Raw genomic sequence first — 22028 nt, forward strand, 5'->3', positions numbered from 1 at the left:
AAGGATCAACGTGTCCAAGCGCATCGAGGTCGACGGCCTCAACGTCTACTACTCGAAGTTCAAGGCGGTCGAGGGTGTCGACATCACCATCGAGCCCCGCACCGTCACCGCCTTCATCGGCCCGTCCGGCTGCGGCAAGTCCACCTTCCTCCGCACCCTGAACCGCATGCACGAGGTCATCCCCGGCGCATGGGTCGAGGGCTCGGTCAAGATCGACGGCGACGACCTGTACGGCCCCGGGGTCGACCCGGTGCTCGTCCGTCGCCAGGTCGGCATGGTCTTCCAGCGTCCGAACCCGTTCCCGACGATGTCCATCAAGGACAACGTGCTCGCGGGCGTGAAGCTCAACAACAAGCGCGTCTCGAAGTCCGAGGCCGACGACATCGTCGAGCGCTCCCTGCAGGGTGCGAACCTGTGGAACGAGGTCAAGGACCGCCTCGACAAGCCCGGCATGGGCCTGTCCGGTGGGCAGCAGCAGCGTCTCTGCATCGCCCGCGCCATCGCGGTGCAGCCCGACGTGCTGCTGATGGACGAGCCCTGCTCGGCGCTCGACCCGATCTCCACCCTGGCCATCGAGGACCTGATCGAGGAGCTCAAGAAGGAGTTCACGATCGTCATCGTCACGCACAACATGCAGCAGGCCTCGCGCGTCAGCGACAAGACGGCGTTCTTCAACATCGCCGGCACCGGTGCGCCGGGCAAGCTCATCGAGTTCGACGACACCACCACGATGTTCTCGAACCCGTCCGTCCAGGCCACCGAGGACTACGTCTCCGGTCGCTTCGGTTGATCGCTGTGCGTCCGTCGGTCTGACGGACGACCGGGAGGCCCGGTGCACGTCCGCCACGGATGCGCACCGGGCCTTCGTGGTTGCGCTGGGCGCGGGGGCCGTGCGGGGTGCGTGGCGCACGGCGTGGGTGCGTGCGTGCGCATGTTCCGACGATCCACGCGTCGATCGTCTCGTGGTTCGTCGCTCGATGCGCACGCAGACGGTGCGTGCGCATGTTCCGACGATGCACGCGTCGATCGCCTCGTGGAACGACGAAAGGTGCCCACGCATCGATCGCGTGAGCACCTTCCGGGGAGGGTCAGGCCGAGGTGGTCGGGACCGCCATGATCGGCGTCGTGGTCGGCTGCTCCGAACCACCGGCCGGCTCGACCGTCATGCCGATCGTCGCGCCGTCGGACATCGAGCCCTTCAGCACGGCCGAGTGCACGCCGTCGGCGACACCGTCGACCAGGCCGGCCGACTTGATCGTGCCGCCCTCGTTCTCGGAGCCGATGTACCAGAGCTCGTACGTCTTGCCCTTCGGTGCCTGGGCGACACCGTCGAGGATGACCGCGGACTTGCCGAGGTCGCCCGACCACACGACCGTGGCCGTGCCGCCGCCCTCGACCTTGGTGGTGCTGCGCTGGAAGTCCGACGCGGCGTAGATGCGGTCGAGGCCGCTCGATGCCTGCGTGGTGCCGGTGCCCGGTCCGTCGGCAGGGCCGTTCGCGACGCCGACCCCCAGGCCGACACCGAGGAAGACCACGGCGACCGCAGCAGCACTGGTGAGCATGGCTGCCGGACGCTGGAACCAGCGGCGGCGAGCCTCGGAGGTCGCCCGGCCACCGGTGGTGGAGCCGTCGGCGATCGAGGCGACGTGCCTGGCGGGCTCGGGACGGGCCTCCTGGACGGAGGCCGTGTCGACGGCAGGAGCCGTCTCGGCCAGTGGTGCAGCCTGCGGGGTCGTCGCGATCTGGGCCAGCAGCGACGCGCGGAGCGACGTCGGCGGCTCGATCGGAGCGGCGGCGAAGGCCAGCTGCAGCGCAGTCTCGCGCAGCGAGTCGGCCTCGGCCTGGAGTTCGGGCGACGTCGTGAGGACGTCCTCGAGGAGCATGCGCTCATCGTCGGACAGCGCGTCGAGTGCGTAGGAACCCGTCAGCAGGGCGGGGTCGTCGTGTCGTTCGGTCATGAGGTCACCCCCATTTCGTCTCGGAGTCGGATCATCCCGTCACGGAGACGGGTCTTGACGGTGCCGATGGGGACACCGAGTTGTTCGGCCATCTCGCTGTGCGAGAAGCCTCCGTAGTACGCGAGCTGCACGGCCTGGCGCTGGAACTCGGTCAGCTTGGCAAGGGCCCGGCCGACACGTTCGTGTTCGATGCGGATCTCGACCGACTCGGACACCTGGTCGAAACCGGACTCGAGGTCGCGGATACCGATCTTCGTGTCCCGGTCGTGCGAGGCCTGCGACGCCCGGACCCGGTCCACCGCTCGGCGGTGCGCCATGGTCAGGACCCAGCTGGACGCGGTCCCGCGCTTCCGGTCGAACCGGGTGGCCTGTTGCCAGACTTCGAGGAAGACCTCTTGCGTGACCTCTTCGGACTGGGCGCGGTCCCGCAGGAGCCGCGTCACGAGTCCGAGGACCCGGCCGGAGAGGACGTCGTAGAGGTCCGCGAAGGCGGCTTGGTCACCGGAGGCAACCCGCGCCAGAAGGTCGTCCGGCGATGCCTGGGCTGGCTCTGACGAGCTCCAGCGTTCGGTGTCGCTATCCACGAGGGCAAGCATTGCAGGTTTCCCTCCTCTCGGGTGCTTCGGCGACCGGTTGTGGCCGTTCTGTCAGGGGTGCTGCGTGATGCGGTGGTGCTGGTGGTGCTGGTGGTGCTGTGCTGCGGTTGGAGCTGTGCTGCGGTCCCGCCCCGGGTAGGACGAAGCCGCCGCGTCGTGCGGTCGAGACGAGAGGCCAGCGTGACCCACAGGGAATTGACCGGCGGATACCGGTCCGGGTCACGCCGGGCCTCTCGCGTTCGTGACGGTCATCAAGTCCGTCACGCTGATGATTCGGCGCGGTGCCCGTGGTGGATTGGATCGGATGCCGAGAAGTTGTCGGGACGCCGCGTCCGGGCCGTCTGCCGGGCACGCCCGGGTCCGGATCTGTCCACCGAGAGTGAACAGGGCAGCAGACTCAGCCGACGCGTCGTAGAGTTGGTCTCGCCGGGCCGCAGCAAGCCCCGGGCTCCAAAATTCGCCGCTTCGAGCGGCCTCGCGCCGAGAGGCGCTTCTGCGGCCCGGTTTTCTCTGCCCTGCGGCTCTGTCCCGCGGCTGTGCCCTTCGGCGTTCTGCCGGGAGGCCCGGTGCGGGTCCGGCGCGTTCGCTCGCTAGTCCAGGCTCTCGCGACGCCAGAGCGCCGCCGCCTCGGTCAGGTCGGCCGCCAGCTCCGTGAGACGGAGCGCCCGCCGCGTCAGTTCGCTCGCACGATCGGTCGCCGTCAGGTCGGAGTCGTCCGCCACGGCAGTCGCACCGGCCGCGGTCAGCCGGCAGAACGCCGCCCCTCGGTCGAGCGCCACCGCGAAGTCACCCGTGTACAGCCCGTGCAGGATGCGGTCCGCCAGGGTGAGGATCTCGGCAGGACCGGTCGGCTGCTCCGCCCCCGCGACGGCCTGGTCGATCGTGCCGATGCGCTCGGTGCCGCGCTGGAAGAAGTACGCGATCTCCTCCGGGTTCTGCCGGATCACCGTGCGGACGAGGTATACCCGCCACAGGGCACCCGGCAGGGTGTGCGCACCCACCCGCGCCCAGAGTTCGGCGATCGCGTCGATGCCGTGCACGTCGGTGTAGGTCACGAGCCGCTCCACCACAGCGGGGTCCGGGTCCTGACGCACCCGGTGCAGCAGCGCGTTCGCGGTCTCGTGCGCGACACGGTTCACGACGGCGGGGTCCTCGCCGCCCTGGATCGCGGCGAACTCGGCATCGGTGAAGTGGACAGGACGGTGGTGATCGCGAGGCACCGCGTCAGTGTAGGCACGGCCGGTGACACGCCCGCCCTCCGTTCGCCCAGAACGCAACGGCAGCGCCGCGGGTACGGTGTCTCGTCGGGAGGCGCTCCTCCCGAACGTGAAGGAGAGGACTCCCCCATGAACCCGTTGCTCATCATCCTGGCCGTCATCGCGGTCATCCTGCTGTTCGTCGGTGGCTTCACCGCGAGCCTCAAGTTCCTGCTGTGGGTCGGCATCGTGCTGCTCATCGTGGCCGTCGTCCTGTGGCTGCTGCGGACGCTCACCGGGCGTCGCGGCTGACCGTCGACACCAGGTTCTTCCCAGAGGCCCTCACCCGCTAGCCTTGCGGGTGAGGGCCTCTAGCTCAGTTGGTAGAGCACCGGACTTTTAATCCGAGGGTCGTGGGTTCGAGCCCCACGGGGCCCACACCAAGTGCGTTGTCTAAGATGTGGCGGATGGCACGACGACTCCTCCCCGGCATCGCGCTCGGAGCCATGGCTCTCGGCGTGAGCGGGCTGCTCGTCATCCTGCCGACCGTGTCGAGTGCCTGCCAGCCCATCTCGACGTCGTCGAGCGTCTCCTCCGCCGAGGTCGCGGACGCGATCGTCCCCGGCTCGCACGTCCTGATCGTCGGCGACTCGTACACCACCGGCCGCGGCTCCACCAGCGGCGTCCACGGATGGGCGCAGGACCTCGCAGCCGACCGCAACTGGGACGCCACCATCGACGGCTACCCGGGAACGGGCTACATCGACACCGGGCGCACCGGGTCCTCGCACTACACGTTCGGCCCCCGCCTCGAACGGCACGCCACGACCGATGCTCCGCAGCTCGTCATCGTGCAGGGCAGCCAGAACGACTGGCTCGTCGACTCGTCGACGCTGCAGGCCCGCGTCGAGCAGACCCTCCGCGCGGCGGAACAGACCTGGCCGGACGCCGTCGTCGTGGCGCTCGGGCCGTCAGCGCCGATGCCGCGGGCGAAGGCGAACGTCGGGGTCGCCGCCTCGGTCTCCGCGGGAGCGGCTGCTGCGGGTGTGCCGTTCATCGACCCGCTCGCCGGACAGTGGTTCACCGCGGCGAACAGCCCGGGCTACGCGGCGATCGACGGCGGGCACCTCAACGACGCCGGCTACCAGTACATGGCCGGACGGGTCTCGGACTCCCTCGACGCGCTCGCTGCGCCCGACGACGAACGCTGCGCCTGACCTCGGGTTCGTGTTCGGGGTACAAGTTGTCCCCAGCTGGCTCATGGCAGATCCCCTGCACACATCAGCCTGCGCACAGCCGACTGGTGGGCTGCCGCCGATAGTGTCGTTCCCGGATCCGACCACCGGATCCTGCAGCACCGCACCACCACGAACGAACGGGGTACACCGTGATCGAGCCCATCGAAGCCACGCAGACCAGCAGCACCGGGGACGCGCGCCGCATCGTCGAGCTCGCCGCCGCGACCAACACGACGATGAGCAACGAGCTCCTGCTCGACACGCTCCGTCGCAACGCGCAGGTCACGACCCGGCACATCCGCAAGGACTTCATCGAGGTCGCGACGGCCACCGCGGTGCTCGGCTACGTGTGCCGACAGCGCAAGGACTTCATCGCCCTGCGCGGGGACGACCCGGCCTGGGCGCACGAGGTCGGGCGCTACGCCAGCGAGTCCCTTGCGGTCGAGGCGCTCCGCATGCGCCGCGGCTGACCCGCAGCTCCCCGCCACGAACGCAGAAGGCCCCGCCGGACATCCGGCGGGGCCTTCTCAGTGCACGAAGGCGGTCAGGACCAGACGCGGCGGATGCCCCAGGTGCCCGTCCAGGTCTCGTCAGGCTCGAGCCACCGCAGGCCCTCGCCGGAGTTCAGGGCGTTGGCCGGAGCGGTCATCGGCTCGACCGCCACGGCCAGGCCCTTGGCGTCGCCACGCGGGTACTCCCGAGAGGTGAACACCTGCACGTACGGGAACGACGCGTCCTGCCAGAGCTGCACGCCGTCACCCTCGGGGCCGTGCAGGGTCGTGTGGCGGACACCGTCGGCGTCCGGGGTGATGTCCGAGTACGCGGTGTCGAGATCGGCGGCACCGGCACGCTGCCCCCGTCGCAGGTCGAACGAAGTGCCCTCCACCGACACGGAACCGTTCGGCACCTTCTGCTCGTCGACGGTGAAGGCGGTGGCGGCGTCGAGGGTGACGACGAGGTCCTCTGCGGGGGTGTCACCGGCGCGCAGGTACGGGTGCGCCCCGACGGCGAAGGGCACGCGGGCTCCGGAACGGTTCGTGATCTCGTGCGTCACCCGGATGCCGTCGTCGACGAGCTCGTGGTGCACGCGGGTCTCGAGGGTGAACGGCCAGCCGTGCTGCGGGTGGATCGTGGCTTCCTGCACGATGCCCGTCTCGGTCTGCGACACCACGCGGTACGGCGCGAAGCGGAGCAGACCGTGCGAGGCGTTGCCGTACTTCGGCTCCGAGACGTCCAGCTGCTGCCGCTTGCCGTCGAGCTCCCAGACCCCGCCGGCGACGCGATTCGGCCACGGCACGAGCACGATCCCGTTGGCGCCGGGCGGCTGCTCGGTGACGGGGAACGGCTCGGTCAGGTCGAAGCCGGCGACGCGGAGTTCTCGGATGCCGGCAGCGACCTCGGTCACGACGGCCTCGACGACGCCGTCCGGTCCAGCGTGGTGCAGGCGGTACTGGCCACCGGTGGGTGCTGCGGTCATGGGGTGTGGTTCCTTCCGGGTGTGTCCTCGCCGTCCGCGACGACGACCTCGACGCCGGCCGCCCGGATCGTGGCGACCGCGTCCGCCTCGGCCTCGGCGGTGACGACGACGTCGATGTCCTCGAGCGCACGGACGACCCCGATGTGGGCCCGGCCGAACTTCGACCCGTCCGCGACCACGACCGTACGCCGAGCCGTGGCCGCGAGCACCCGCTTCGCCTCGGTCTCGGGCAGGTTGACGTTGGTCAGACCGTGCGCGACGTCCACACCGGTGCCACCGAGGAACACGATGTCGGCGGCGATCACCGGCAACAGGGTGTTGTTGAACGGTGCGACGAGCGAGTGCTGGAGCGGCCGGAGGGTGCCGCCGGTGACGATCACGGTGAACCGCGGCACGGCGCGCTCGAGGGCCAGAGCGGTGGTCAGCGAGTTCGTGACGACGGTGACGTCGGACAGCTCCGTGCGGGCGACGAGCGCCTCGGCGACCGCTGCCGGGGTGGTGCCGACGTCGAGCACGACGCACTCGCCGGAACGCACGAGCGCTGCGGCCGCACGGCCGATGGCGGCCTTGGCCACCTGGTGCTCGACGGCGGTCTCCTCGAAGGGGCGCTCGGTGGACCCGGCCCCGAGGCGGACCGCGCCGCCGTGCACCCGGCGGATCCGGGCCTCCTGGTCGAGGACCGCGAGGTCCTGCCGGACCGTCACCTCACTCGTGCCGAGCGACGCGGCCAGCGCGGCGGTCCGGACCATACCGGGTGCACCCTCGACGATGGAGACGATGCGGTCCTGCCGCAGCGGCGCGGGCAGCGATCCGGCCAGGAAGGAGAGGTCGTCGTCGGTCACGGCTCTAGTTTCGCTTGCTTCCGAAGACTTTCGCAACGCTTCGGATCGACGCTAGGCTGTTCCGGTGATCACCAAGCGCGTGACGAAGCTCGCGGACGGCCGCGACCTGTTCTACTTCGACGATGCGGACAGCACCCTGCCCGCTGAGCGTGCCATCGACGAGCGTGCGCTCGATCCTCGGCCCGAGACCGCGCGGATGCGCCAGGACGTCCTGACCGGCGAGTGGGTCTCCATCGCCGCGAGCCGGCAGAACCGTGCGTTCCTGCCGCCGGCCGACCAGGACCCGCTCGCGCCGCAGACACCACAGAACCCGTCCGAGATCCCGAGCACCTACGACGTCGCCGTGTTCGAGAACCGGTCACCGTCGTTCGGTCCGGCGCTCGAAGCCGATGACGCACCCGGCTCGCTCGACGCGCTGACCGACGTCGGCCTGAACCGGCAGCTGCGCAGCGTCGGCCGGTGCGAGGTCGTGTGCTTCTCGCCCGCGACCGAGGGGTCCTTCGCGTCGATCTCCGAGTCGCGTGCCCGCACCGTGGTCGAGGCCTGGGCGGACCGCACCGCCGCGCTCTCCGCCATGCCCGGCATCCAGCAGGTGTTCCCGTTCGAGAACCGCGGCGAAGCGATCGGTGTCACGCTGCACCACCCGCACGGGCAGATCTACTCGTACCCGTACATCACGCCCCGCACGCAGCGCCTGCTCGACTCCATCGAGCGCTTCGGGCCCGACCTGTTCGAGCAGCACCTGGCGAACGAGCGCGCCTCGGACCGGGTCGTGCTGCAGGGCGAGCACTTCACGGCGTTCGTGCCGTTCGCCGCACGCTGGCCCATCGAGATCCACATGCTGCCGCACCGCCACGTCCCCGACTTCGCCGGTCTGACCGAGGCCGAGAAGGACGAACTGGCCCACATGCACCTGCGCCTGACGCGGGGCATCGACAAGCTCTACGACGACCCGACCCCGTACATCGCCGCCTGGCACCAGGCGCCGGTGCACGTCGGGCGGGACACCGTGCGGCTCATGCTGCAGATCACGTCGCCGCGTCGGGCGGCGGACAAGTTGAAGTTCCTGGCCGGCAGTGAAGCCGCCATGGGCGCCTGGATCGGGGACCTCGTGCCCGAGAAGGCGGCCGAGTTCATCCGACAGGGAATCGAGCGAGCATGACGTTCCAGCAGGTCTACGGGTACGAGCCGACGGTGCGGTACTCCGCCCCCGGCCGGGTCAACCTGATCGGTGAGCACACCGACTACAACGACGGGTACGTCCTGCCGTTCGCGATCGACCGGCGCACCAGCGCGTCGATCGCTCCGCGGCCGGACCGTCTGCTGCGCGTCTCGTCCGCGTTCGACGCCGGCACCGTGCTCGAGCTGTCGCTCGACGACCTCGACCCGTCGAACATGACCGGCTGGTCGGCGTACGTCTTCGGCATCGCCTGGGCGCTCCGCGAGCAGGCCGGCGCGGACCTGTCCGACACGACCGGGTTCGACGTCTTCATCGAGTCCGACGTCCCCGTCGGCGCGGGCCTGTCCTCCAGCGCAGCGATCGAGTGCGGCGTCGCGCTCGCCTTCAACGACCTGTGGGAGCTCCGCCTCGACCGCAAGACCCTGGCGCGCGTCGGCCAGTACTCCGAGAACCACGCCGTCGGTGCGCCCACGGGGATCATGGACCAGTCCGCCTCCCTGCTCGGCGAGCAGGACGCCGTCGTGTTCCTGGACTGCCGCACGCTCGACACCGCCGTGGTCGACCTGGCGCTCGAGGCCAACGGGCTCGAGGTCCTGGTCATCGACACCCGGGTCGAGCACGCCCACGCCACCGGCGGGTACGCGGCTCGTCGGGCCTCGTGCGAGAAGGGTGCGCAGGTGCTCGGTGTCGAGGCCCTGCGTGACCTGAGCGTCGACGACCTGCCCCGTGCGCAGGAGCTGCTCGACGACGAGACCTTCCGCCGCGTGCGCCACGTCGTGACCGAGGACCAGCGCGTCCTCGACACCGTCCGGACGCTGCGCGAACAGGGCCCGCGGGCGATCGGATCGCTGCTCGTCGCGTCGCACGAGTCGATGCGCGACGACTTCGAGATCTCCGTGCCGGAACTCGACCTGGCCGTCGCGACCGCGGTCGAGCACGGTGCGGTCGGTGCGCGGATGACCGGTGGTGGGTTCGGCGGTGCGGCGATCGCGTTGGTCGACCAGGGATCGCGTGCTGCGATCACCGAGGCCGTCACCGCCGCCTTCGCCGAGGCCGGCTACCGCGAGCCGAGCGTCTTCACGGTGCACGCCGCGCAGGGCGCCCGCCGCGACTGAGCCCCTCACCGAGTCTCGGGCGAGTACCGGCGAGACTCGGGCTGGGCGACGGTTCTCGCGGTGCCGCCCCCGAGAACGGTCACTCACCGCGAGACTCGGGGCAGCGCGGCCGAGACTCGGGGGTCAGCGCGTCATGTGCCCCGTGGTGACGGTGACGCCGCCCCACGGGAAGCCGTGCGGGTGCAGCACCTCGTGCTGCACCTGGTCCACCACGAACTGGCTCTGCCACACCGTGTAGACCAGCACGCCGACGACGATGCACACCGGCACGGCCAGGTACGCCGAGTACCGGACGATGTCGCCGAGGGTGCGGTGCCCGGAGCGCGCGAGCGTCGGCGGCAGGACGATGCCGACGACGACCACGAGCAGCAGCAGTGCGAGTGCGGCCGGCGCGACGTGCCCTTCGACCTGCACCGTGACCGGCGCGGTCTCGAGGACCTTGCCGCCGTTGTCGATCCAGTTGTCGTCTGCGTCGACCCCGCCGTACCCCGACGACGTGCTCCAGAGCACCAGGTTCGGGGACAGCACCAGTGCGACGATCCCGACGAGTGCGAGTCCCCACGCACGCGGACGCAGCTTCCTGCCGGTGGCCGCCATCACGGGCGCGGTCTGGACGTTCTCCCCCATGCGGTGACCGTAGCACTGGGGGCGGCTCCGCACCCGTCCCCCGAACGCGCGGGGCGGGGGCGAGCCGCGCCTCCCGGCCGCATCTGGTGAGCAGAAATGGTCGAGCCCCATGACGGGACCCGACCATTTCTGCTCACGATGCGAACGCGCGCCACACGGCCCGCCGCGCGCGCCTACTTCAGGTGGCGCTCCGCCGCCTCGACCACGTTCTTCATGAGCATCGCGCGGGTCATCGGGCCGACGCCGCCGGGAACCGGCGACATGAACCCCGCGACGGACGCGACGGCGGGGTCGACGTCCCCGTGCAGCTTGGCCTTCCCCGTCTCCTCGTTCACCACGCGGGTGATGCCCACGTCGATCACGGCCGCACCGGGCTGCACCCAGTCCGGCTTGACGAGCCCGGCGACCCCGGCCGCCGCGATGACGATGTCGGCGCGACGGCACTCCGCGGCGACGTCCGCCGTCAGGGAGTGGGTCAGGGTGGCGGTGGCCTCGAGGCGGGTGAGCAGCAGACCGAGCGGCCGGCCGACCGTCAGGCCCTGCCCGATGATCGTGACGTGCGCGCCCCGGATCGGGATGTCGTACGCCTCGAGCATCGCGACGATGCCCCGCGGGGTGCAGGGCAGGGGCGCGTCGATGGTGCCGGCACCACCGGGCACGGCGAGCACGAGCTCACCGAGGTTCGTCGGGTGCAGGCCGTCGGCGTCCTTCGACGGGTCCATCAGCTCGAGCATCGGCGTCGGGTCGATGCCCTCCGGCAGCGGCAGCTGCACGATGAACGCGGTGACCCGGGGGTCGTCGTTCATCTGCAGGATCGCGGCGCGGATGTCTGCGGCGGATGCCGTCGCCGGCAGGTCGATGCGGTGCGAGTCGAGCCCGATCTGCGCCGAGTCGCGGTGCTTGCCCGCGACGTAGGACAGGGAACCCGGGTTCTCCCCGACCAGGATCGTGCCGAGCCCCGGACGGATGCCGTGCTCGTGCAACCGATCGATGCGGACCCGCAGTTCGTCGAGGGTCCGGGCAGCGAGGGCGGTGCCGTCGATGCGGACCGCCGAGCCCTCCCCCGCCCATCGCTCGACGGGCAGGGGGGTCAGGGCGTCGCTCACGCGTAGAGGGGGAACGCGTCGGTCAGGGTCTTCACCCGGGCCGAGAGCGCTGCGATGTCCGGGTTCGGCATGAGGGTCAGCGCGATGATGTCCGCGACCTCGGTGAACTCGGCGTCGCCGAAGCCACGCGTGGCGAGCGCCGACGTGCCGATGCGGACACCCGAGGTGACCATCGGCGGACGCGGGTCGAACGGCACGGAGTTGCGGTTCACGGTGATGCCGACCTCGTGCAGCAGGTCTTCGGCCTGCTTGCCGTCGACCTCGGAGGTGCGCAGGTCGACGAGCACCAGGTGGACGTCGGTGCCACCGGTGAGGACGTCGACGCCGGCCGCGCGGGCGTCCGGCTGCGTGAGCCGATCCGCGAGCAAGCGGGCACCGCGGATGGTGCGCTCCTGGCGGGCCTTGAACTCGGGGGTGCCGGCGAGCAGGAACGCGGTGGCCTTGGCGGCGATCACGTGCATGAGCGGGCCGCCCTGCTGGCCCGGGAAGACCGCGGAGTTCAGCTTCTTGAACAGGGTCTCGTCGTTGGACAGGATGATGCCCGAGCGGGGGCCGCCGAGGGTCTTGTGCACGGTCGACGAGACGACGTGGGCGTGCGGGACCGGGGACGGGTGCAGACCGGCGGCGACGAGGCCGGCGAAGTGCGCCATGTCGACCCAGAGCTTGGCGCCGACCTCGTCCGCGATCTCGCGGAACTTCGCGAAGTCGAGCTGGCGCGGGTAGGCGGACCAGCCGGCGATGAGGACCTTCGGCTGGTGCTCGATGGCCTTGGCGCGGATGTCGTCGTAGTCGACCTCGAACGTCTCGGGGTCGACGCCGTACGCGACGGCGTTGTAGATGCGGCCGGAGAAGTTGAGCTTCATGCCGTGGGTCAGGTGACCGCCGTGCGCGAGCTCGAGGCCGAGGATGGTGTCGCCGGCGCTGGCGATGGCGTGCAGGACCGCGGCGTTGGCCGTGGCGCCCGAGTGCGGCTGGACGTTCGCGTAGGCAGCACCGAAGAGCGCCTTGGCACGGTCGATGGCGAGCTGCTCGGCGACGTCGACGTACTCGCAGCCGCCGTAGTAGCGCTTGCCGGGGTAGCCCTCGGCGTACTTGTTGGTGAGGACGGAGCCCTGGGACTCGAGCACGGCGCGCGGCACGAAGTTCTCGGACGCGATCATCTCGAGGGTGTCGCGCTGACGGCCGAGCTCCTGCTGCAGGACGGCGGCGATCTCGGGGTCGACCTCGGTGAGCGGGGCGTTGAAGGCTGCGCGGTCGGTGTCGACGGAGCCGTCGACGGCGGGCAGATCGGTGATGGACACGGTTCTCCTACGTGGGTTGGCGACGACCGGTGGGTCGCGCACGGACGATCGGTCGGTGCAGCCCAGGCGTACGGCCGCGCACCGTGTCAGGTGTCGCTCCCCGATGGTGACCCATCCAACGCCAGTCGCGACGTGACGATCGTACCGAGCCGCCCGCCCTGTGTCACCCTGGATGCATGACGCTGACCTCGCCCGACGTGGACGAACGGACCACCCCGGACGAACGCACCAGTGCGCGCGCCGACACCCCGTGGGTCACCGTCGTGTGGGACGACCCGGTGAACCTGATGTCGTACGTCACGTACGTCTTCCAGCGGCACTTCGGCTTCGGTCGCGCGCATGCGGAGCGGCTCATGCACCAGGTGGACACCGAGGGTCGGGCCATCGTGGCGACGGGTCCGCGCGAGGCCATGGAGGCCCACGTCCAGTCGATGCACGGCTACGGCCTGCAGGCGACCGTCGACAAGGCTCCCGAAGCGTGATCCCCTTCGTCCGCCGGGCCGACGGCGTCCACCTCGGCATGTCCTCCGGCGAGCGCGGGTTGCTGACGTCCCTGACCGAGCAGCTGCGCCAGGTGCTCGACGGCGACCTGACAGCGGACCCGGTGGCGACACGGATGTTCCCGGACGCCTACCCGGACGACGACGACGCCAGCGCGGAGTTCCGGAAGTACACGCAGTCCGACCTGCTGGCGCAGAAGACCTCGAACGCGACGACCGTGCACGAGTGGCTGACGGGGACCCGCGACGGCGCCCTCGACCCGGAGGACGAGCAGGCCTGGCTCCGCACCCTGACCGACCTGCGGCTGACGATCGCGGACCGCCTCGGGATCGTCGACGCCGACGACGAGGAGCGTTCGGTCGAGGCCGACGCGGGCGTCGGCCTGCGCGACGTCTACGACTGGCTCGGCTACGTGCAGGAGCACCTGATCACGACGATGACCGACCCGCGGTGACGGTCACCTTCCGCGCGACCACCGAGGACGACCGGGAGGCCCTGCTCGCGTTCTCGACGTCGGAACCGGTCGCGTGGATCGGTCCGGACCGGTACCGCGCCGAGTCCGGCACGGACAACTACCGGCCGGGGTGGTCGTGGCTGGCCGAGCGCGACGGCCGTCCGGTGGCACGGGCGCTCTGGTGGGGTGGCGCGGACGCCGAGGTGCCGTCGACCCTCGACGACCTGCTGGTGGCTCCGGACGTGCCCGAGGACGAGCAGGTGGCGATCGCCGCCGGGTTGATCACGGCGGGGACCGCTGCGTTCGGGGCGCGACCGGAGTGGATCGTCGACGTCGCGGTGGACTGGCACGACGACCCCGAGGCCGTCGCCGCGGTGTCGTGGCGCACGGCGGCCGCCCGGTCGGCGGGGCTCGGACGGTCGACGGAGCGGGTGAGTGTGGCGTGGACGCCGGACCACGGAGTGCCGATGCCGTCCTCGCTGCGCTTCCGGTCGGGTGACGACGACGAGTTCGTGGACCTGTTCGCCCGCGTCGCGGTGGGGAGCCTCGACGCCCACACCGTGGCGTCGGTGGACGAACTCGGCCCGCGGGGCGCCGCCGCCGACGATCTCGAGTTCTACCGCTCGCTGCCGGGGTCGCGCGACGGCTGGCGGATCGCGCTCGACGCCGACGGCCTGGTGGTCGGGTTCGTCCTGGCGACGCGGACGGCGTACGACGCGGCGATCAGCTTCATCGGCGTGCTGCCGCAGCACCGTGGCCGCGGTGTGGTCGACGGCCTGCTCGCCGAGGGGCTGCGCGTGCACGCCGAGGCCGTGGAGCCGAAGGTGGTCGGCACGACGGACGCGACGAACACCCCGATGCGCCGGGCGTTCGAACGGGCCGGCTTCGTGGTGACGAAGCGCCGCATCGTGTTCGAGCACTGAGCCGATCCGGAGCGGCGGACCCGGGACTCGCAAGGCTACCTTGCAAGTCGTGCTGTCGAAGTAGTACCGTGCCGGTATGGAATCACCCGATCCGACCGCGCTCGCCGGCGACCTACTGACGCTCTACGGTCGGATCCGTCGCACGCTGCTGACCGGCAAGGCCGACGAGGTCACGGCGTCCCAGACCGCCGCGCTCGGCCGCCTGCTGCGGTACGGCGAGAGCACGGTCGCCGAGCTCGCCCGCGCCGAGGGCGTCCGGCCGCAGTCGATGGGCGCGACCGTCCAGGCGCTCGAGGACCTCGGCCTCGTCGAACGACGTCCAGACCCCGCCGACGGCCGCCGTGCGCTCGTCCGCGCGACCGACCAGGGCGCCCGTGCCCGCGAGGACGCCTGGACCACCCGCACCCGCGTCCTGACCGACCGGCTCGCCGCGCTGCCCGACGTCGACCGCGACACCGTCGCCCGAGCGGTCGCGATCCTCGCCCCGTTCACCGAACGCTGACCCCGGAAGAAGCACTCCCACGTCCACCTCGACCACTCCCACCCCCGTCGTCGCCCCGGGCAGCACCGGCAGTGGCTTCGGCCCGAAGCTCCTCATCCCGGTGCTCGTCGGACCGCTGCTCAACCCGATCAACACCACGATGGTGTCCGTCGCGCTCACGCCGATCTCCCGCGACCTGGGGATCGGTGCGACGCAGGCGATCTGGCTCGTCGCCGCCCTGTACCTGGCGAGTGCGATCGCGCAGCCGACGATGGGCAAGCTCGCCGACCGCTTCGGCCCGAAGAAGGTGTTCCTGACCGGGCTCGTGATCGTCGGTGTCGCCGGGGTCGTGCCCGAGTTCCTGACCGGCTTCGGCGGCGCGGTGTTCGCCCGCGTGCTCATCGGCATCGGCACCTCGTCGGCGTACCCGGCGGCCCTCACCACCCTCCGACAGCATTCGGCACGGATCGGGAAGCCGACCCCGCCGCTCGTGCTCGGAGCGCTGTCCATCACCTCGCTCGTGTCCGCGGCGGCCGGGCCTCCGCTCGGCGGCGCGCTGATCGCCGCGTTCGGCTGGCACGCGATCTTCCTGGTGAACGTGCCCCTGGCGGCGTTCGGCATCGTCGTCGCGTCGATGTGGCTGCCGTCCGACCGTCTCCGTCCGCGTGACGACGAGGCCCTGCCCGTCCTGCAGGCGCTCGACCCGTTCGGCATGCTGCTCATGACGGGCACCGTCTCGGCGCTGCTCGTGTTCCTGCTCGACCTGTCCGCCGGGCTGTGGTGGCTGCTCGCGGTGGCGATCGTGCTGCTCGTCGCTCTCGTGCTGTGGGAGCTGCGCGCGGTCCGGCCGTTCGTGGACGTCCGGATGCTCGCGCGGAACGGCGCGCTGTCCCGCACCTACGTGCGACTGTTCCTGACCTACCTGCTCGCGTACACGATGACCTACGGGTTCTCGCAGTGGGTGCAGGACGTCGCCGGGTACTCGAGCGACGTCGCCGGGTACATCCAGCTGCCGGCCGCGATCGTGGCCGGGATCGCGTCGTTCGTCGTCGCCCGGAAGACCGTCGTGCGCGGACCCCTGATCGTCGCGGCCGTCGTGCCGATCGTCGGCGGGGCGCTCCTGCTCTTCCTGCACACCGGGTCGCCGGTCGTGCTGCTCGCGCTGGCGCCGGCGCTGTTCGGCGTCCCGCAGGCGCTGGCGTCGGTGTCGAACCAGGCGGCGCTGTACCGGCTCGTGCCCGCGTCGTACATCGGCACCGCGGCCGGGCTGTCCCGCACGGCGGTGTACATCGGGGCGATCGGGGCCTCGTCGCTCATCGGTGGCGTGTTCGGCCAGGCCCCGACCACACCGGACCTGCACGTGCTGGCGTGGGTGATCCTCGGGGTCGCGGTGCTCCTGACGGTCCTGACCCTGGCCGACCGCCGCCTCCGCACGGCCGCCGCCGCCACGCCCGCTTCGTGAGCAGAAATGGTCGGGTCGCGTGACGGCACTCGACCATTTCTGCTCACGAAGCACCGCGCTCCTCACGCCCGGTACCCTGATCCGGTGACCGACCCGACCCCCACGCACTGGACCCTGACGCTCGTCTGTGACGACCAGCCCGGGATCGTGCACGCCGTCTCCGGAGCGGTCGTCGCCGCCAACGGCAACATCACCGAGTCGCAGCAGTTCTCGAGCGTCGACACGAACACGTTCTTCATGCGCCTGCAGGTCATGGCTCCGGTGGACCGTGCGACCTTCGAGGCGGCCCTCGCCCCCGTCGCCGCCCGGTACGACGCCCGCGTCCAGCTCGACGTCGTCGGTCGCCCGCTGCGCAGCCTCGTCCTCGTGTCGAAGGCCGGCCACTGCCTCAACGACCTGCTCTACCGCCAGCGCGGTGGGCAGCTGCCGATCGAGGTCCCGCTCGTGCTGTCCAACCACCCGGACCTGTCCGAGCTCGCGTCGTTCTACTCGGTGCCGTTCGAGCACCGTCCGGTCACCGACGCGGACAGCAAGGCGGCCATGGAGCGCCGTGTGCTCGAAGCCGTCGAGGAGCACGACATCGAACTCGTCGTGCTCGCCCGCTACATGCAGATCCTGTCGCCGGAGCTCTGCGCGGCGCTCGAGGGCCGTGCGGTCAACATCCACCACTCGTTCTTGCCCGGCTTCAAGGGCGCAAACCCCTACCGCCAGGCGCACGCCCGCGGCGTGAAGCTCATCGGCGCGACGGCCCACTTCGTCACGAGCGACCTCGACGAGGGCCCGATCATCGAGCAGAACGTCGTGCGCGTGGACCACACGAAGGACCCCGCCGAGCTGGTCTCCATCGGCCAGGACGAAGAGTCCCGCACCCTCACCCAGGCAGTGCGCTGGATCGCCGAGGACCGCGTCCTGCTCGACGGCGCCCGCACCATCATCTTCAAGTAGGCAGCACCATGACGAACGCCCCGCAGTCCCCCGTCGACTGGGAAGCAGTCCCCGGCCCGGCACCCGCCGGCAGGCAGCGACGGCCGTTCGACGTCTGGCGCGTGCTCCGCGTCCTGGTCTGCACGTTCGGTCTGCTCTCCCTGGCGTTCTGGGGCTACTGGTCGTGGCAGCTCCCATTGCCCGGTTACCTGTTCATGGTCGGCGCTCCGCTGTTCGCGGCCGTCGTCTGGTACTTCTTCCGCTCGCCGGCGTCGCCGATCGAGACCGACATCGTCGGCAAGACGATCGTCGAGGTCGCGTTGGTCATCGCCGCGGGCGCGTCCTGGATCTCCATCGGCCACCCGGTCGTGGGCTTCGTCTTCATCGTGGTCGCCGCCCTGAGCGGCGTGATCGCGTTCCGCAGGGAGACCGCATGACCGTCACGGGCCTCCAGGCCGGCCGGGAGGCCCAGCGCACCCTGGTGCGCGCTTCCCGCGTCGTCGACGCGGCCGGGTCCACGGCGGACGGCTGGGTCCTGCTCGCCGGTGACGTGGTGCACGCGGTCGGCTCCGGCCCCGAAGCCCCCGCGGCGGACCAGGTCGTCGACCTGGGTGACGCGGTCCTGACGCCCGGGTTCACCGACCTGCACGGGCACGGCGGTGCGACCGAGTCGTACGAGGACGACTCCTTCGCCGAGTCGCTGGCCGTCCACCGGGCGCACGGCACGACCCGGTCGGTCCTGTCCCTCGTCGCGAACCCGGTCCCTGCGCTCGCGGACTCGCTTGCACGGATCCGTGCCGTGATGGCGACCGACCCGCTCGTGCTCGGCGTGCACCTGGAGGGGCCGTTCCTGTCCCCGCACAACAAGGGCGCCCACAACGAGTCGTTCCTCATCGACCCGTCTCCCGCAGCGGTCGACGCACTGCTCGAGGCCGGCGAGGGCGTCATCCGCCAGGTCACCATCGCGCCGGAACTGCCGGGCGCGCTCGACGCCGTCCGCCGGTTCGTCGCCGCCGGGGTCACCGTCGCCGTCGGCCACACCGTCGGCACCTACGACCAGGCCCGTGCCGCGTTCGACGCCGGTGCGACGCTGCTGACCCACGCGTTCAACGCGATGCCGGGGCTGCACCACCGCGCCCCGGGGCCGATCGGTGCCGCGGTGGCCGACGACCGGGTGACGCTCGAGCTCATCCTGGACGCCGTGCACGTGCACCCGGTCGTCTCGGACACCCTGTTCCGCGCTGCCCCGGGCCGGGTGGCGCTCATCACCGACGCCATGGGTGCTGCGGGCGCTGCCGACGGTTCGTACCGACTGGGGTCGCTCGACGTCACCGTGACGGACGGCGTCGCGCACGTCGCCGGGACCGACACCATCGCGGGGTCGACGTTGACGCAGGACGTGGCGTTGCGGAACGCGGTCTCGCTCGCCGGACGGACGCTGCCCGAGGCCGTCGCGGCCCTGACGAGCGTGCCGGCCGCGGCGCTGGGGCTCGGCGACCGACTGGGGCGGCTCGCGCCGGGGTACGCGGCCGACCTCGTGGCGCTGTCCCCGGCGCTCGAGGTGCAGCGGGTGTGGGGCGGCGGGCGCGAGCTGCGCTGATCAGCGCCGGACGAGTGCCCCCGCGACGAGCCGGAGCAGCAGGGCGACCGCGCCGAGCCCGGCGACGGCGACCCCGATGACGACCACGATGACGAGCCGGGTGAGGAAGTGCACCTCGGACTCGTCCTCGCGCACGCCGAGGGACGACGCACCCACGAACACGAACACCGCCGCGATGAGCAGCAGCCCCCCGATCCAGGTCGTGGCGCGCAGGGCGGCCGGTGCTGGTGGCCGGTTGCGATCGTCCGGGGTCGTCGGTCGGGCCTTGGCGCCCTCGGTCTCCCAGTCGGCGAGTTCGGTCATGGTGGTCCCCCTCTGTCGGGTCGATCGTAGGGCCTGCCGGCCCGTCGGTCAGGGCAGATCGGTGGGGCGTGGGTTCAGTGGTTCACCGAACTTCGGTGCCCTCCCCGGCACGCAGTGCCCGTAGATGGACACGTCGGCGTGGGACTCGTACACCTGGAACATGACGGCGAACCCGTCGCTCGCGGTACCGCCGAGGTAGCCGTTCGGGTAGCCGATGACCGTCCGCTCCGGCGTCAGTGTCGCGTCGCGCTGCACCCGTGCGCCGTCGTACCCGACAGCGGCGAGCGCCGTCACGACGCGCCGGGCGACCTGCTCGGGCGTACCGGGCAGCGGCAGCCGACGGGTCGCCGAGTACGAGTACTGAGCCGCTTCGTGGCTCCCTGTACCGCAGATGAACCATGCGGGATCGTCATCGCCCCAGCCGTCCTCGCCGACGACCGACCGGACGGCAGCGAAGACGTCCAGGACGTCCTGGTGGGATTCTTCGACGTTCATCGACGTGTCCTTCTGCATCGGGGAGTACGGGGCGACGTCGGCGCACCCGGCCAACAGCATCGTGACGGCGATCGATGCCACGACGGCTCCGCCCCACCGTTCAGAGCCTCGGGTCACCGGTGAGTCCTGTCTGCCAGCCGAACATCAGCCAATCGTCCATCGTCTGCTGTCGCATCCGGTCGAAGGGACCGCCCTGTTCGGGGATCGTGCTGCCGAGTCCCATCGCTGCCCGCGCGCTGTTGTGCTGGGCCGTGGTGCCGTCGTCGAAGTACGAGTACCGGCCGTCACCGTTCCCGCCGACGTAGGGGCCGTGCTGCGTGACCCCGTGCAGCGTGCCGTCGCTGCCCCGCTGGGTCTCCGAGCTGAACTCGTGTGCGTCCCACGAGGACTCGGTCGGATCCCGCCGACCCGAAAGGTTCTGGCCGGTGACGGCCCAGCCGTCCTCGGCACCCTGGCTGGCGAAGACCTCGCCCGCCGGCACGTGCAGCGCCGAAGCCTTCGGTGCGACGTCCGTGACCCCGGCCGAGCCGAGCAGCACCACGTGGTCGGCGTGGGTCCTCGTCAACGCGATCGTCGCCACGTTCGTGCCGTAGGAGTGCCCCAGCACGGTGAGGTCGGCGTCGCGTCCGGCGGCGGCGCGTGCCGCATGGAACCCGTCGAGGTCGGCCACCAGCCGGTCGGCGCCCTCGTGCGCGCGGCCGTTCGCGACGACGGCCGCGAACGACGGGTCGTCGGCCATCGGTGGGTGGTACCCGATCCAGGACACCACGGCGATGTCGCCGGCGCGGACGCCGGACACGCGGACCTGCTCAGCGCGCATCCCCATCGCGATCTTGCCGTAGTTCTGCACCGTGCCGTCTTGGTCCGTCGCGGTGTTCATGCCCGGCACGATGACGCTGACGTGCGCGGCGCGGTCGAGGTCACCGGCGACGATCTGCGCGAGTGGCGGACGGTCGTCGACGAGTGACACGAGCGACACCGGGGTCGTGTCGAGGGTGTCCTGGATGTTCCGGTAGGCATCGCGCTGCCGCGACCACGTGGACAGCTCCGCTCGGGCGGCGGCAGCTCCGGCCGGGGTCTTCGCGTCGTCGAGCTGCTCCCGCCAGTGCGCGACCTGCCGTTCTGCGTGGGCGAGCCGGTCGACCAGGGCCGTCGTGTTCGCCCGGGCTCGTGCCCAGTACGCGACGCCGTTCAGGTTCCCGATCACCGTGGGCAACGCCACGACGAACGCCCGCTGGACTGCCGACGGCGCTCCGTCCGGGCCGGACATCGCCTGCCACCACCCGGCGACGTCGGTGGCGTCGAGCCCTGCGAGACGCCGGGCGATGCGCGGGTCGTCCCGCAGCGCCGCGATGCTCTCGTGGTCGAGGGTGCCGAGCCAGGTCGTGAACTGCCCGTCGCTCATCGCCCGGGCGGCCGCAGCTGAGACCAGGCCGCCGAGCACCGCTCGGTCGTCGAGCGCAGACGCAGCCGCACGGTCCGCGGCAGCGCGTCGGGCGACGAGCTCGTCCCACTGCGCCGACAACCGCGCCTCGAGCCCCGCGAGCCAGACGCCGCTGTTCTGCACCTGCTGCAGGAGGACCTCGTCCGCCTCGACCGCATCGGGTCCGGCCGCCGTCCGGGTCGCGGCGCGGACCGCCCGCGCGTTCACCGCGATGTCGTCGGCCGTGTTCCGGAGCGCCGTCTGCAGGCGAGCGGCGTCGTCCTGGATCTGCTGGACCTCGCGCGCGTAGTCGGCGAGCGCCGTCGCCGCGGCGTCCAACCGTGCGGCGACGCGGTGCGCACTCGCCGGCACCGTCGCTGCGACCGTGAGGAACTGCTGCTGTGCTGCACCCTGCCACCCGGCCGCCGCGGTCTCCGCCGCGACGAGTACCTGACGGGCTCCGTCGCGGACGGCATCCGCGTGCTCGTCGTGCAGGCGGGCGACGCGTTGGATGCCGTCCGGGTCTCCGGCGGTGGGGTCGGCGCTCACCGGACCCGCCGGGCGAGGTCGGCGTCGGCGCGCAGGACCGCTTCGGCAGCGGTGGTCACGTACCCGCCCAGGGTGTCCGCGTCGTCGCCGAGCGAACGGATCATCGCGTCGAGGGCGCTGGCAGACAGGACGAATGCCGACTCCACCGTCACCGACCCGAACGTGCCGCTGTCCGCCCCGGACAGCGCACGCTCCGACCGGAAGTCACCAGCCGCCTGCAGGACCCCTCGTGACACCGCCTGCATCGTCGACAGGTCGACCACCAGATCCCCCATGC

General features: G+C 71.2%; 26 protein-coding genes, 1 tRNA gene and 1 riboswitch. Of the genes, 15 read left to right on the top strand and 12 right to left on the bottom strand.

Going from position 1 to position 22028, the window contains the following annotated elements; genetic code table 11:
• The first annotated feature begins 10 nt into the window (after positions 1-10).
• A complete protein-coding gene (pstB, locus tag ITJ69_RS00130; RefSeq protein ID WP_123340921.1) occupies positions 11-790 on the top strand; it encodes a phosphate ABC transporter ATP-binding protein PstB in 780 nt (259 codons plus the stop codon).
• Positions 791-1088: 298 nt separating this feature from the next.
• On the opposite strand, the gene ITJ69_RS00135 is transcribed toward pstB, so the two are convergent.
• The 3 genes from ITJ69_RS00135 to ITJ69_RS00145 all read right to left on the bottom strand — a co-directional run bounded on the left by ITJ69_RS00135 (position 1089) and on the right by ITJ69_RS00145 (position 3774).
• Positions 1089-1958, bottom strand: coding sequence for an anti-sigma factor domain-containing protein (locus ITJ69_RS00135; RefSeq protein ID WP_194671678.1), 870 nt, complete (start codon positions 1956-1958; stop codon positions 1089-1091).
• Entirely contained in the window at positions 1955-2554 is a 600-nt protein-coding gene (gene sigK / locus ITJ69_RS00140; protein ID WP_123293272.1) for an ECF RNA polymerase sigma factor SigK, read from the bottom strand. Before sigK ends, ITJ69_RS00135 begins: the two co-directional genes overlap by 4 nt.
• A 590-nt stretch (positions 2555-3144) precedes the next feature.
• Positions 3145-3774, bottom strand: coding sequence for a DNA-directed RNA polymerase subunit beta (locus ITJ69_RS00145; protein WP_131921932.1), 630 nt, complete (start codon positions 3772-3774; stop codon positions 3145-3147).
• Positions 3775-3900: 126 nt separating this feature from the next.
• Here ITJ69_RS00145 and ITJ69_RS00150 point away from each other — a divergent pair, with 126 nt between their 5' ends.
• The 4 genes from ITJ69_RS00150 to ITJ69_RS00165 all read left to right on the top strand — a co-directional run bounded on the left by ITJ69_RS00150 (position 3901) and on the right by ITJ69_RS00165 (position 5458).
• Positions 3901-4062 carry a DUF2207 domain-containing protein gene (locus ITJ69_RS00150; protein WP_146249745.1) on the top strand — a complete coding sequence of 54 codons (162 nt, stop codon included), beginning with the start codon at positions 3901-3903 and terminating at the stop codon, positions 4060-4062.
• A 53-nt stretch (positions 4063-4115) separates the two neighbouring features.
• A tRNA-Lys gene (locus tag ITJ69_RS00155) sits at positions 4116-4188 on the top strand.
• 29 nt (positions 4189-4217) lie between these two features.
• On the top strand, positions 4218-4967 hold the full coding sequence (locus ITJ69_RS00160; protein WP_194671679.1) for an SGNH/GDSL hydrolase family protein: 750 nt from the start codon (positions 4218-4220) through the stop codon (positions 4965-4967).
• Positions 4968-5137: 170 nt separating this feature from the next.
• Positions 5138-5458: a hypothetical protein gene (locus tag ITJ69_RS00165; RefSeq protein WP_111085292.1), complete on the top strand. Its 321-nt coding sequence runs from the start codon at positions 5138-5140 to the stop codon at positions 5456-5458.
• Positions 5459-5532: 74 nt separating this feature from the next.
• Here ITJ69_RS00165 and ITJ69_RS00170 read toward each other — a convergent pair whose 3' ends face one another.
• Together ITJ69_RS00170 and ITJ69_RS00175 are read right to left on the bottom strand one after the other, a co-directional pair.
• Positions 5533-6465 carry an aldose 1-epimerase family protein gene (locus tag ITJ69_RS00170; RefSeq protein ID WP_194671680.1) on the bottom strand — a complete coding sequence of 311 codons (933 nt, stop codon included), beginning with the start codon at positions 6463-6465 and terminating at the stop codon, positions 5533-5535.
• On the bottom strand, positions 6462-7307 hold the full coding sequence (locus ITJ69_RS00175) for a DeoR/GlpR family DNA-binding transcription regulator (protein ID WP_194647438.1): 846 nt from the start codon (positions 7305-7307) through the stop codon (positions 6462-6464). The genes ITJ69_RS00170 and ITJ69_RS00175 overlap by 4 nt, the downstream gene beginning before the upstream one ends.
• 64 nt (positions 7308-7371) lie before the next feature.
• Here ITJ69_RS00175 and galT point away from each other — a divergent pair, with 64 nt between their 5' ends.
• A complete protein-coding gene (gene galT / locus ITJ69_RS00180; RefSeq protein ID WP_194647437.1) occupies positions 7372-8469 on the top strand; it encodes a galactose-1-phosphate uridylyltransferase in 1098 nt (365 codons plus the stop codon).
• Positions 8466-9602, top strand: a complete 1137-nt coding sequence (gene galK / locus ITJ69_RS00185; RefSeq protein WP_194671681.1) for a galactokinase — start codon at positions 8466-8468, stop codon at positions 9600-9602. The genes galT and galK overlap by 4 nt, the downstream gene beginning before the upstream one ends.
• A gap of 123 nt (positions 9603-9725) precedes the next feature.
• Here galK and ITJ69_RS00190 read toward each other — a convergent pair whose 3' ends face one another.
• The 3 genes from ITJ69_RS00190 to glyA all read right to left on the bottom strand — a co-directional run bounded on the left by ITJ69_RS00190 (position 9726) and on the right by glyA (position 12636).
• Entirely contained in the window at positions 9726-10229 is a 504-nt protein-coding gene (locus ITJ69_RS00190; RefSeq protein WP_194671682.1) for a hypothetical protein, read from the bottom strand.
• A 173-nt stretch (positions 10230-10402) separates the two neighbouring features.
• Positions 10403-11314, bottom strand: coding sequence for a tetrahydrofolate dehydrogenase/cyclohydrolase catalytic domain-containing protein (locus ITJ69_RS00195; RefSeq protein WP_131921967.1), 912 nt, complete (start codon positions 11312-11314; stop codon positions 10403-10405).
• Positions 11315-11331: 17 nt separating this feature from the next.
• The gene (gene glyA / locus ITJ69_RS00200) at positions 11332-12636 is read right to left on the bottom strand and encodes a serine hydroxymethyltransferase (RefSeq protein WP_333925078.1); all 1305 of its coding nucleotides are present in this window, start codon (positions 12634-12636) and stop codon (positions 11332-11334) included.
• Between the two features lie 53 nt (positions 12637-12689).
• Positions 12690-12775: riboswitch (ZMP/ZTP riboswitch) on the bottom strand.
• A 37-nt stretch (positions 12776-12812) separates the two neighbouring features.
• Here glyA and clpS point away from each other — a divergent pair.
• The 8 genes from clpS to nagA all read left to right on the top strand — a co-directional run bounded on the left by clpS (position 12813) and on the right by nagA (position 18981).
• The gene (gene clpS, locus ITJ69_RS00205) at positions 12813-13118 is read left to right on the top strand and encodes an ATP-dependent Clp protease adapter ClpS (protein ID WP_194671683.1); all 306 of its coding nucleotides are present in this window, start codon (positions 12813-12815) and stop codon (positions 13116-13118) included.
• Positions 13115-13591: a DUF2017 family protein gene (locus ITJ69_RS00210; RefSeq protein WP_123340930.1), complete on the top strand. Its 477-nt coding sequence runs from the start codon at positions 13115-13117 to the stop codon at positions 13589-13591. Before clpS ends, ITJ69_RS00210 begins: the two co-directional genes overlap by 4 nt.
• Positions 13588-14514 carry a GNAT family N-acetyltransferase gene (locus tag ITJ69_RS20805; RefSeq protein WP_194671684.1) on the top strand — a complete coding sequence of 309 codons (927 nt, stop codon included), beginning with the start codon at positions 13588-13590 and terminating at the stop codon, positions 14512-14514. Before ITJ69_RS00210 ends, ITJ69_RS20805 begins: the two co-directional genes overlap by 4 nt.
• A gap of 76 nt (positions 14515-14590) precedes the next feature.
• Positions 14591-15016: a MarR family winged helix-turn-helix transcriptional regulator gene (locus ITJ69_RS00220; protein WP_194671685.1), complete on the top strand. Its 426-nt coding sequence runs from the start codon at positions 14591-14593 to the stop codon at positions 15014-15016.
• Positions 15017-15116: 100 nt separating this feature from the next.
• The gene (locus ITJ69_RS00225; RefSeq protein ID WP_194671686.1) at positions 15117-16457 is read left to right on the top strand and encodes an MFS transporter; all 1341 of its coding nucleotides are present in this window, start codon (positions 15117-15119) and stop codon (positions 16455-16457) included.
• A 39-nt stretch (positions 16458-16496) separates the two neighbouring features.
• Positions 16497-17402: a formyltetrahydrofolate deformylase gene (purU, locus tag ITJ69_RS00230; RefSeq protein ID WP_228504526.1), complete on the top strand. Its 906-nt coding sequence runs from the start codon at positions 16497-16499 to the stop codon at positions 17400-17402.
• An 8-nt stretch (positions 17403-17410) separates the two neighbouring features.
• A complete protein-coding gene (locus ITJ69_RS00235) occupies positions 17411-17818 on the top strand; it encodes a YrdB family protein (RefSeq protein ID WP_194671687.1) in 408 nt (135 codons plus the stop codon).
• Entirely contained in the window at positions 17815-18981 is a 1167-nt protein-coding gene (gene nagA, locus ITJ69_RS00240; RefSeq protein ID WP_194671688.1) for an N-acetylglucosamine-6-phosphate deacetylase, read from the top strand. The genes ITJ69_RS00235 and nagA overlap by 4 nt, the downstream gene beginning before the upstream one ends.
• Here nagA and ITJ69_RS00245 read toward each other — a convergent pair whose 3' ends face one another.
• Genes ITJ69_RS00245 through ITJ69_RS00260 form a run of 4 tightly spaced genes read right to left on the bottom strand, consistent with a single transcriptional unit; the run spans position 18982 to position 22026 of the window.
• The gene (locus ITJ69_RS00245) at positions 18982-19284 is read right to left on the bottom strand and encodes a hypothetical protein (RefSeq protein ID WP_131921940.1); all 303 of its coding nucleotides are present in this window, start codon (positions 19282-19284) and stop codon (positions 18982-18984) included.
• A 48-nt stretch (positions 19285-19332) separates the two neighbouring features.
• Positions 19333-19860, bottom strand: coding sequence for a hypothetical protein (locus ITJ69_RS00250; protein ID WP_243649375.1), 528 nt, complete (start codon positions 19858-19860; stop codon positions 19333-19335).
• A 19-nt stretch (positions 19861-19879) separates the two neighbouring features.
• A complete protein-coding gene (locus tag ITJ69_RS00255; protein WP_194671689.1) occupies positions 19880-21751 on the bottom strand; it encodes an alpha/beta hydrolase in 1872 nt (623 codons plus the stop codon).
• Entirely contained in the window at positions 21748-22026 is a 279-nt protein-coding gene (locus ITJ69_RS00260; protein ID WP_194671690.1) for a hypothetical protein, read from the bottom strand. Before ITJ69_RS00260 ends, ITJ69_RS00255 begins: the two co-directional genes overlap by 4 nt.
• Positions 22027-22028: the final 2 nt, after the last annotated feature.

The sequence above is a fragment of the Curtobacterium sp. VKM Ac-2887 genome (assembly GCF_015350935.1).
GTDB lineage: Bacteria > Actinomycetota > Actinomycetes > Actinomycetales > Microbacteriaceae > Curtobacterium.

Bases quoted from the DNA above. Each gene is read 5' to 3' on its own strand.
- ITJ69_RS00135 (WP_194671678.1), bottom strand. From the start codon at position 1,958: ATGACCGAACGACACGACGACCCCGCCCTGCTGACGGGTTCCTACGCA.
- sigK (WP_123293272.1), bottom strand. From the start codon at position 2,554: ATGCTTGCCCTCGTGGATAGCGACACCGAACGCTGGAGCTCGTCAGAG.
- ITJ69_RS00150 (WP_146249745.1), top strand. From the start codon at position 3,901: ATGAACCCGTTGCTCATCATCCTGGCCGTCATCGCGGTCATCCTGCTG.
- ITJ69_RS00160 (WP_194671679.1), top strand. From the start codon at position 4,218: ATGGCACGACGACTCCTCCCCGGCATCGCGCTCGGAGCCATGGCTCTC.
- ITJ69_RS00170 (WP_194671680.1), bottom strand. From the start codon at position 6,465: ATGACCGCAGCACCCACCGGTGGCCAGTACCGCCTGCACCACGCTGGA.
- galK (WP_194671681.1), top strand. From the start codon at position 8,466: ATGACGTTCCAGCAGGTCTACGGGTACGAGCCGACGGTGCGGTACTCC.
- ITJ69_RS00190 (WP_194671682.1), bottom strand. From the start codon at position 10,229: ATGGGGGAGAACGTCCAGACCGCGCCCGTGATGGCGGCCACCGGCAGG.
- clpS (WP_194671683.1), top strand. From the start codon at position 12,813: ATGACGCTGACCTCGCCCGACGTGGACGAACGGACCACCCCGGACGAA.
- ITJ69_RS00220 (WP_194671685.1), top strand. From the start codon at position 14,591: ATGGAATCACCCGATCCGACCGCGCTCGCCGGCGACCTACTGACGCTC.
- ITJ69_RS00235 (WP_194671687.1), top strand. From the start codon at position 17,411: ATGACGAACGCCCCGCAGTCCCCCGTCGACTGGGAAGCAGTCCCCGGC.
- nagA (WP_194671688.1), top strand. From the start codon at position 17,815: ATGACCGTCACGGGCCTCCAGGCCGGCCGGGAGGCCCAGCGCACCCTG.
- ITJ69_RS00245 (WP_131921940.1), bottom strand. From the start codon at position 19,284: ATGACCGAACTCGCCGACTGGGAGACCGAGGGCGCCAAGGCCCGACCG.
- ITJ69_RS00260 (WP_194671690.1), bottom strand. From the start codon at position 22,026: ATGGGGGATCTGGTGGTCGACCTGTCGACGATGCAGGCGGTGTCACGA.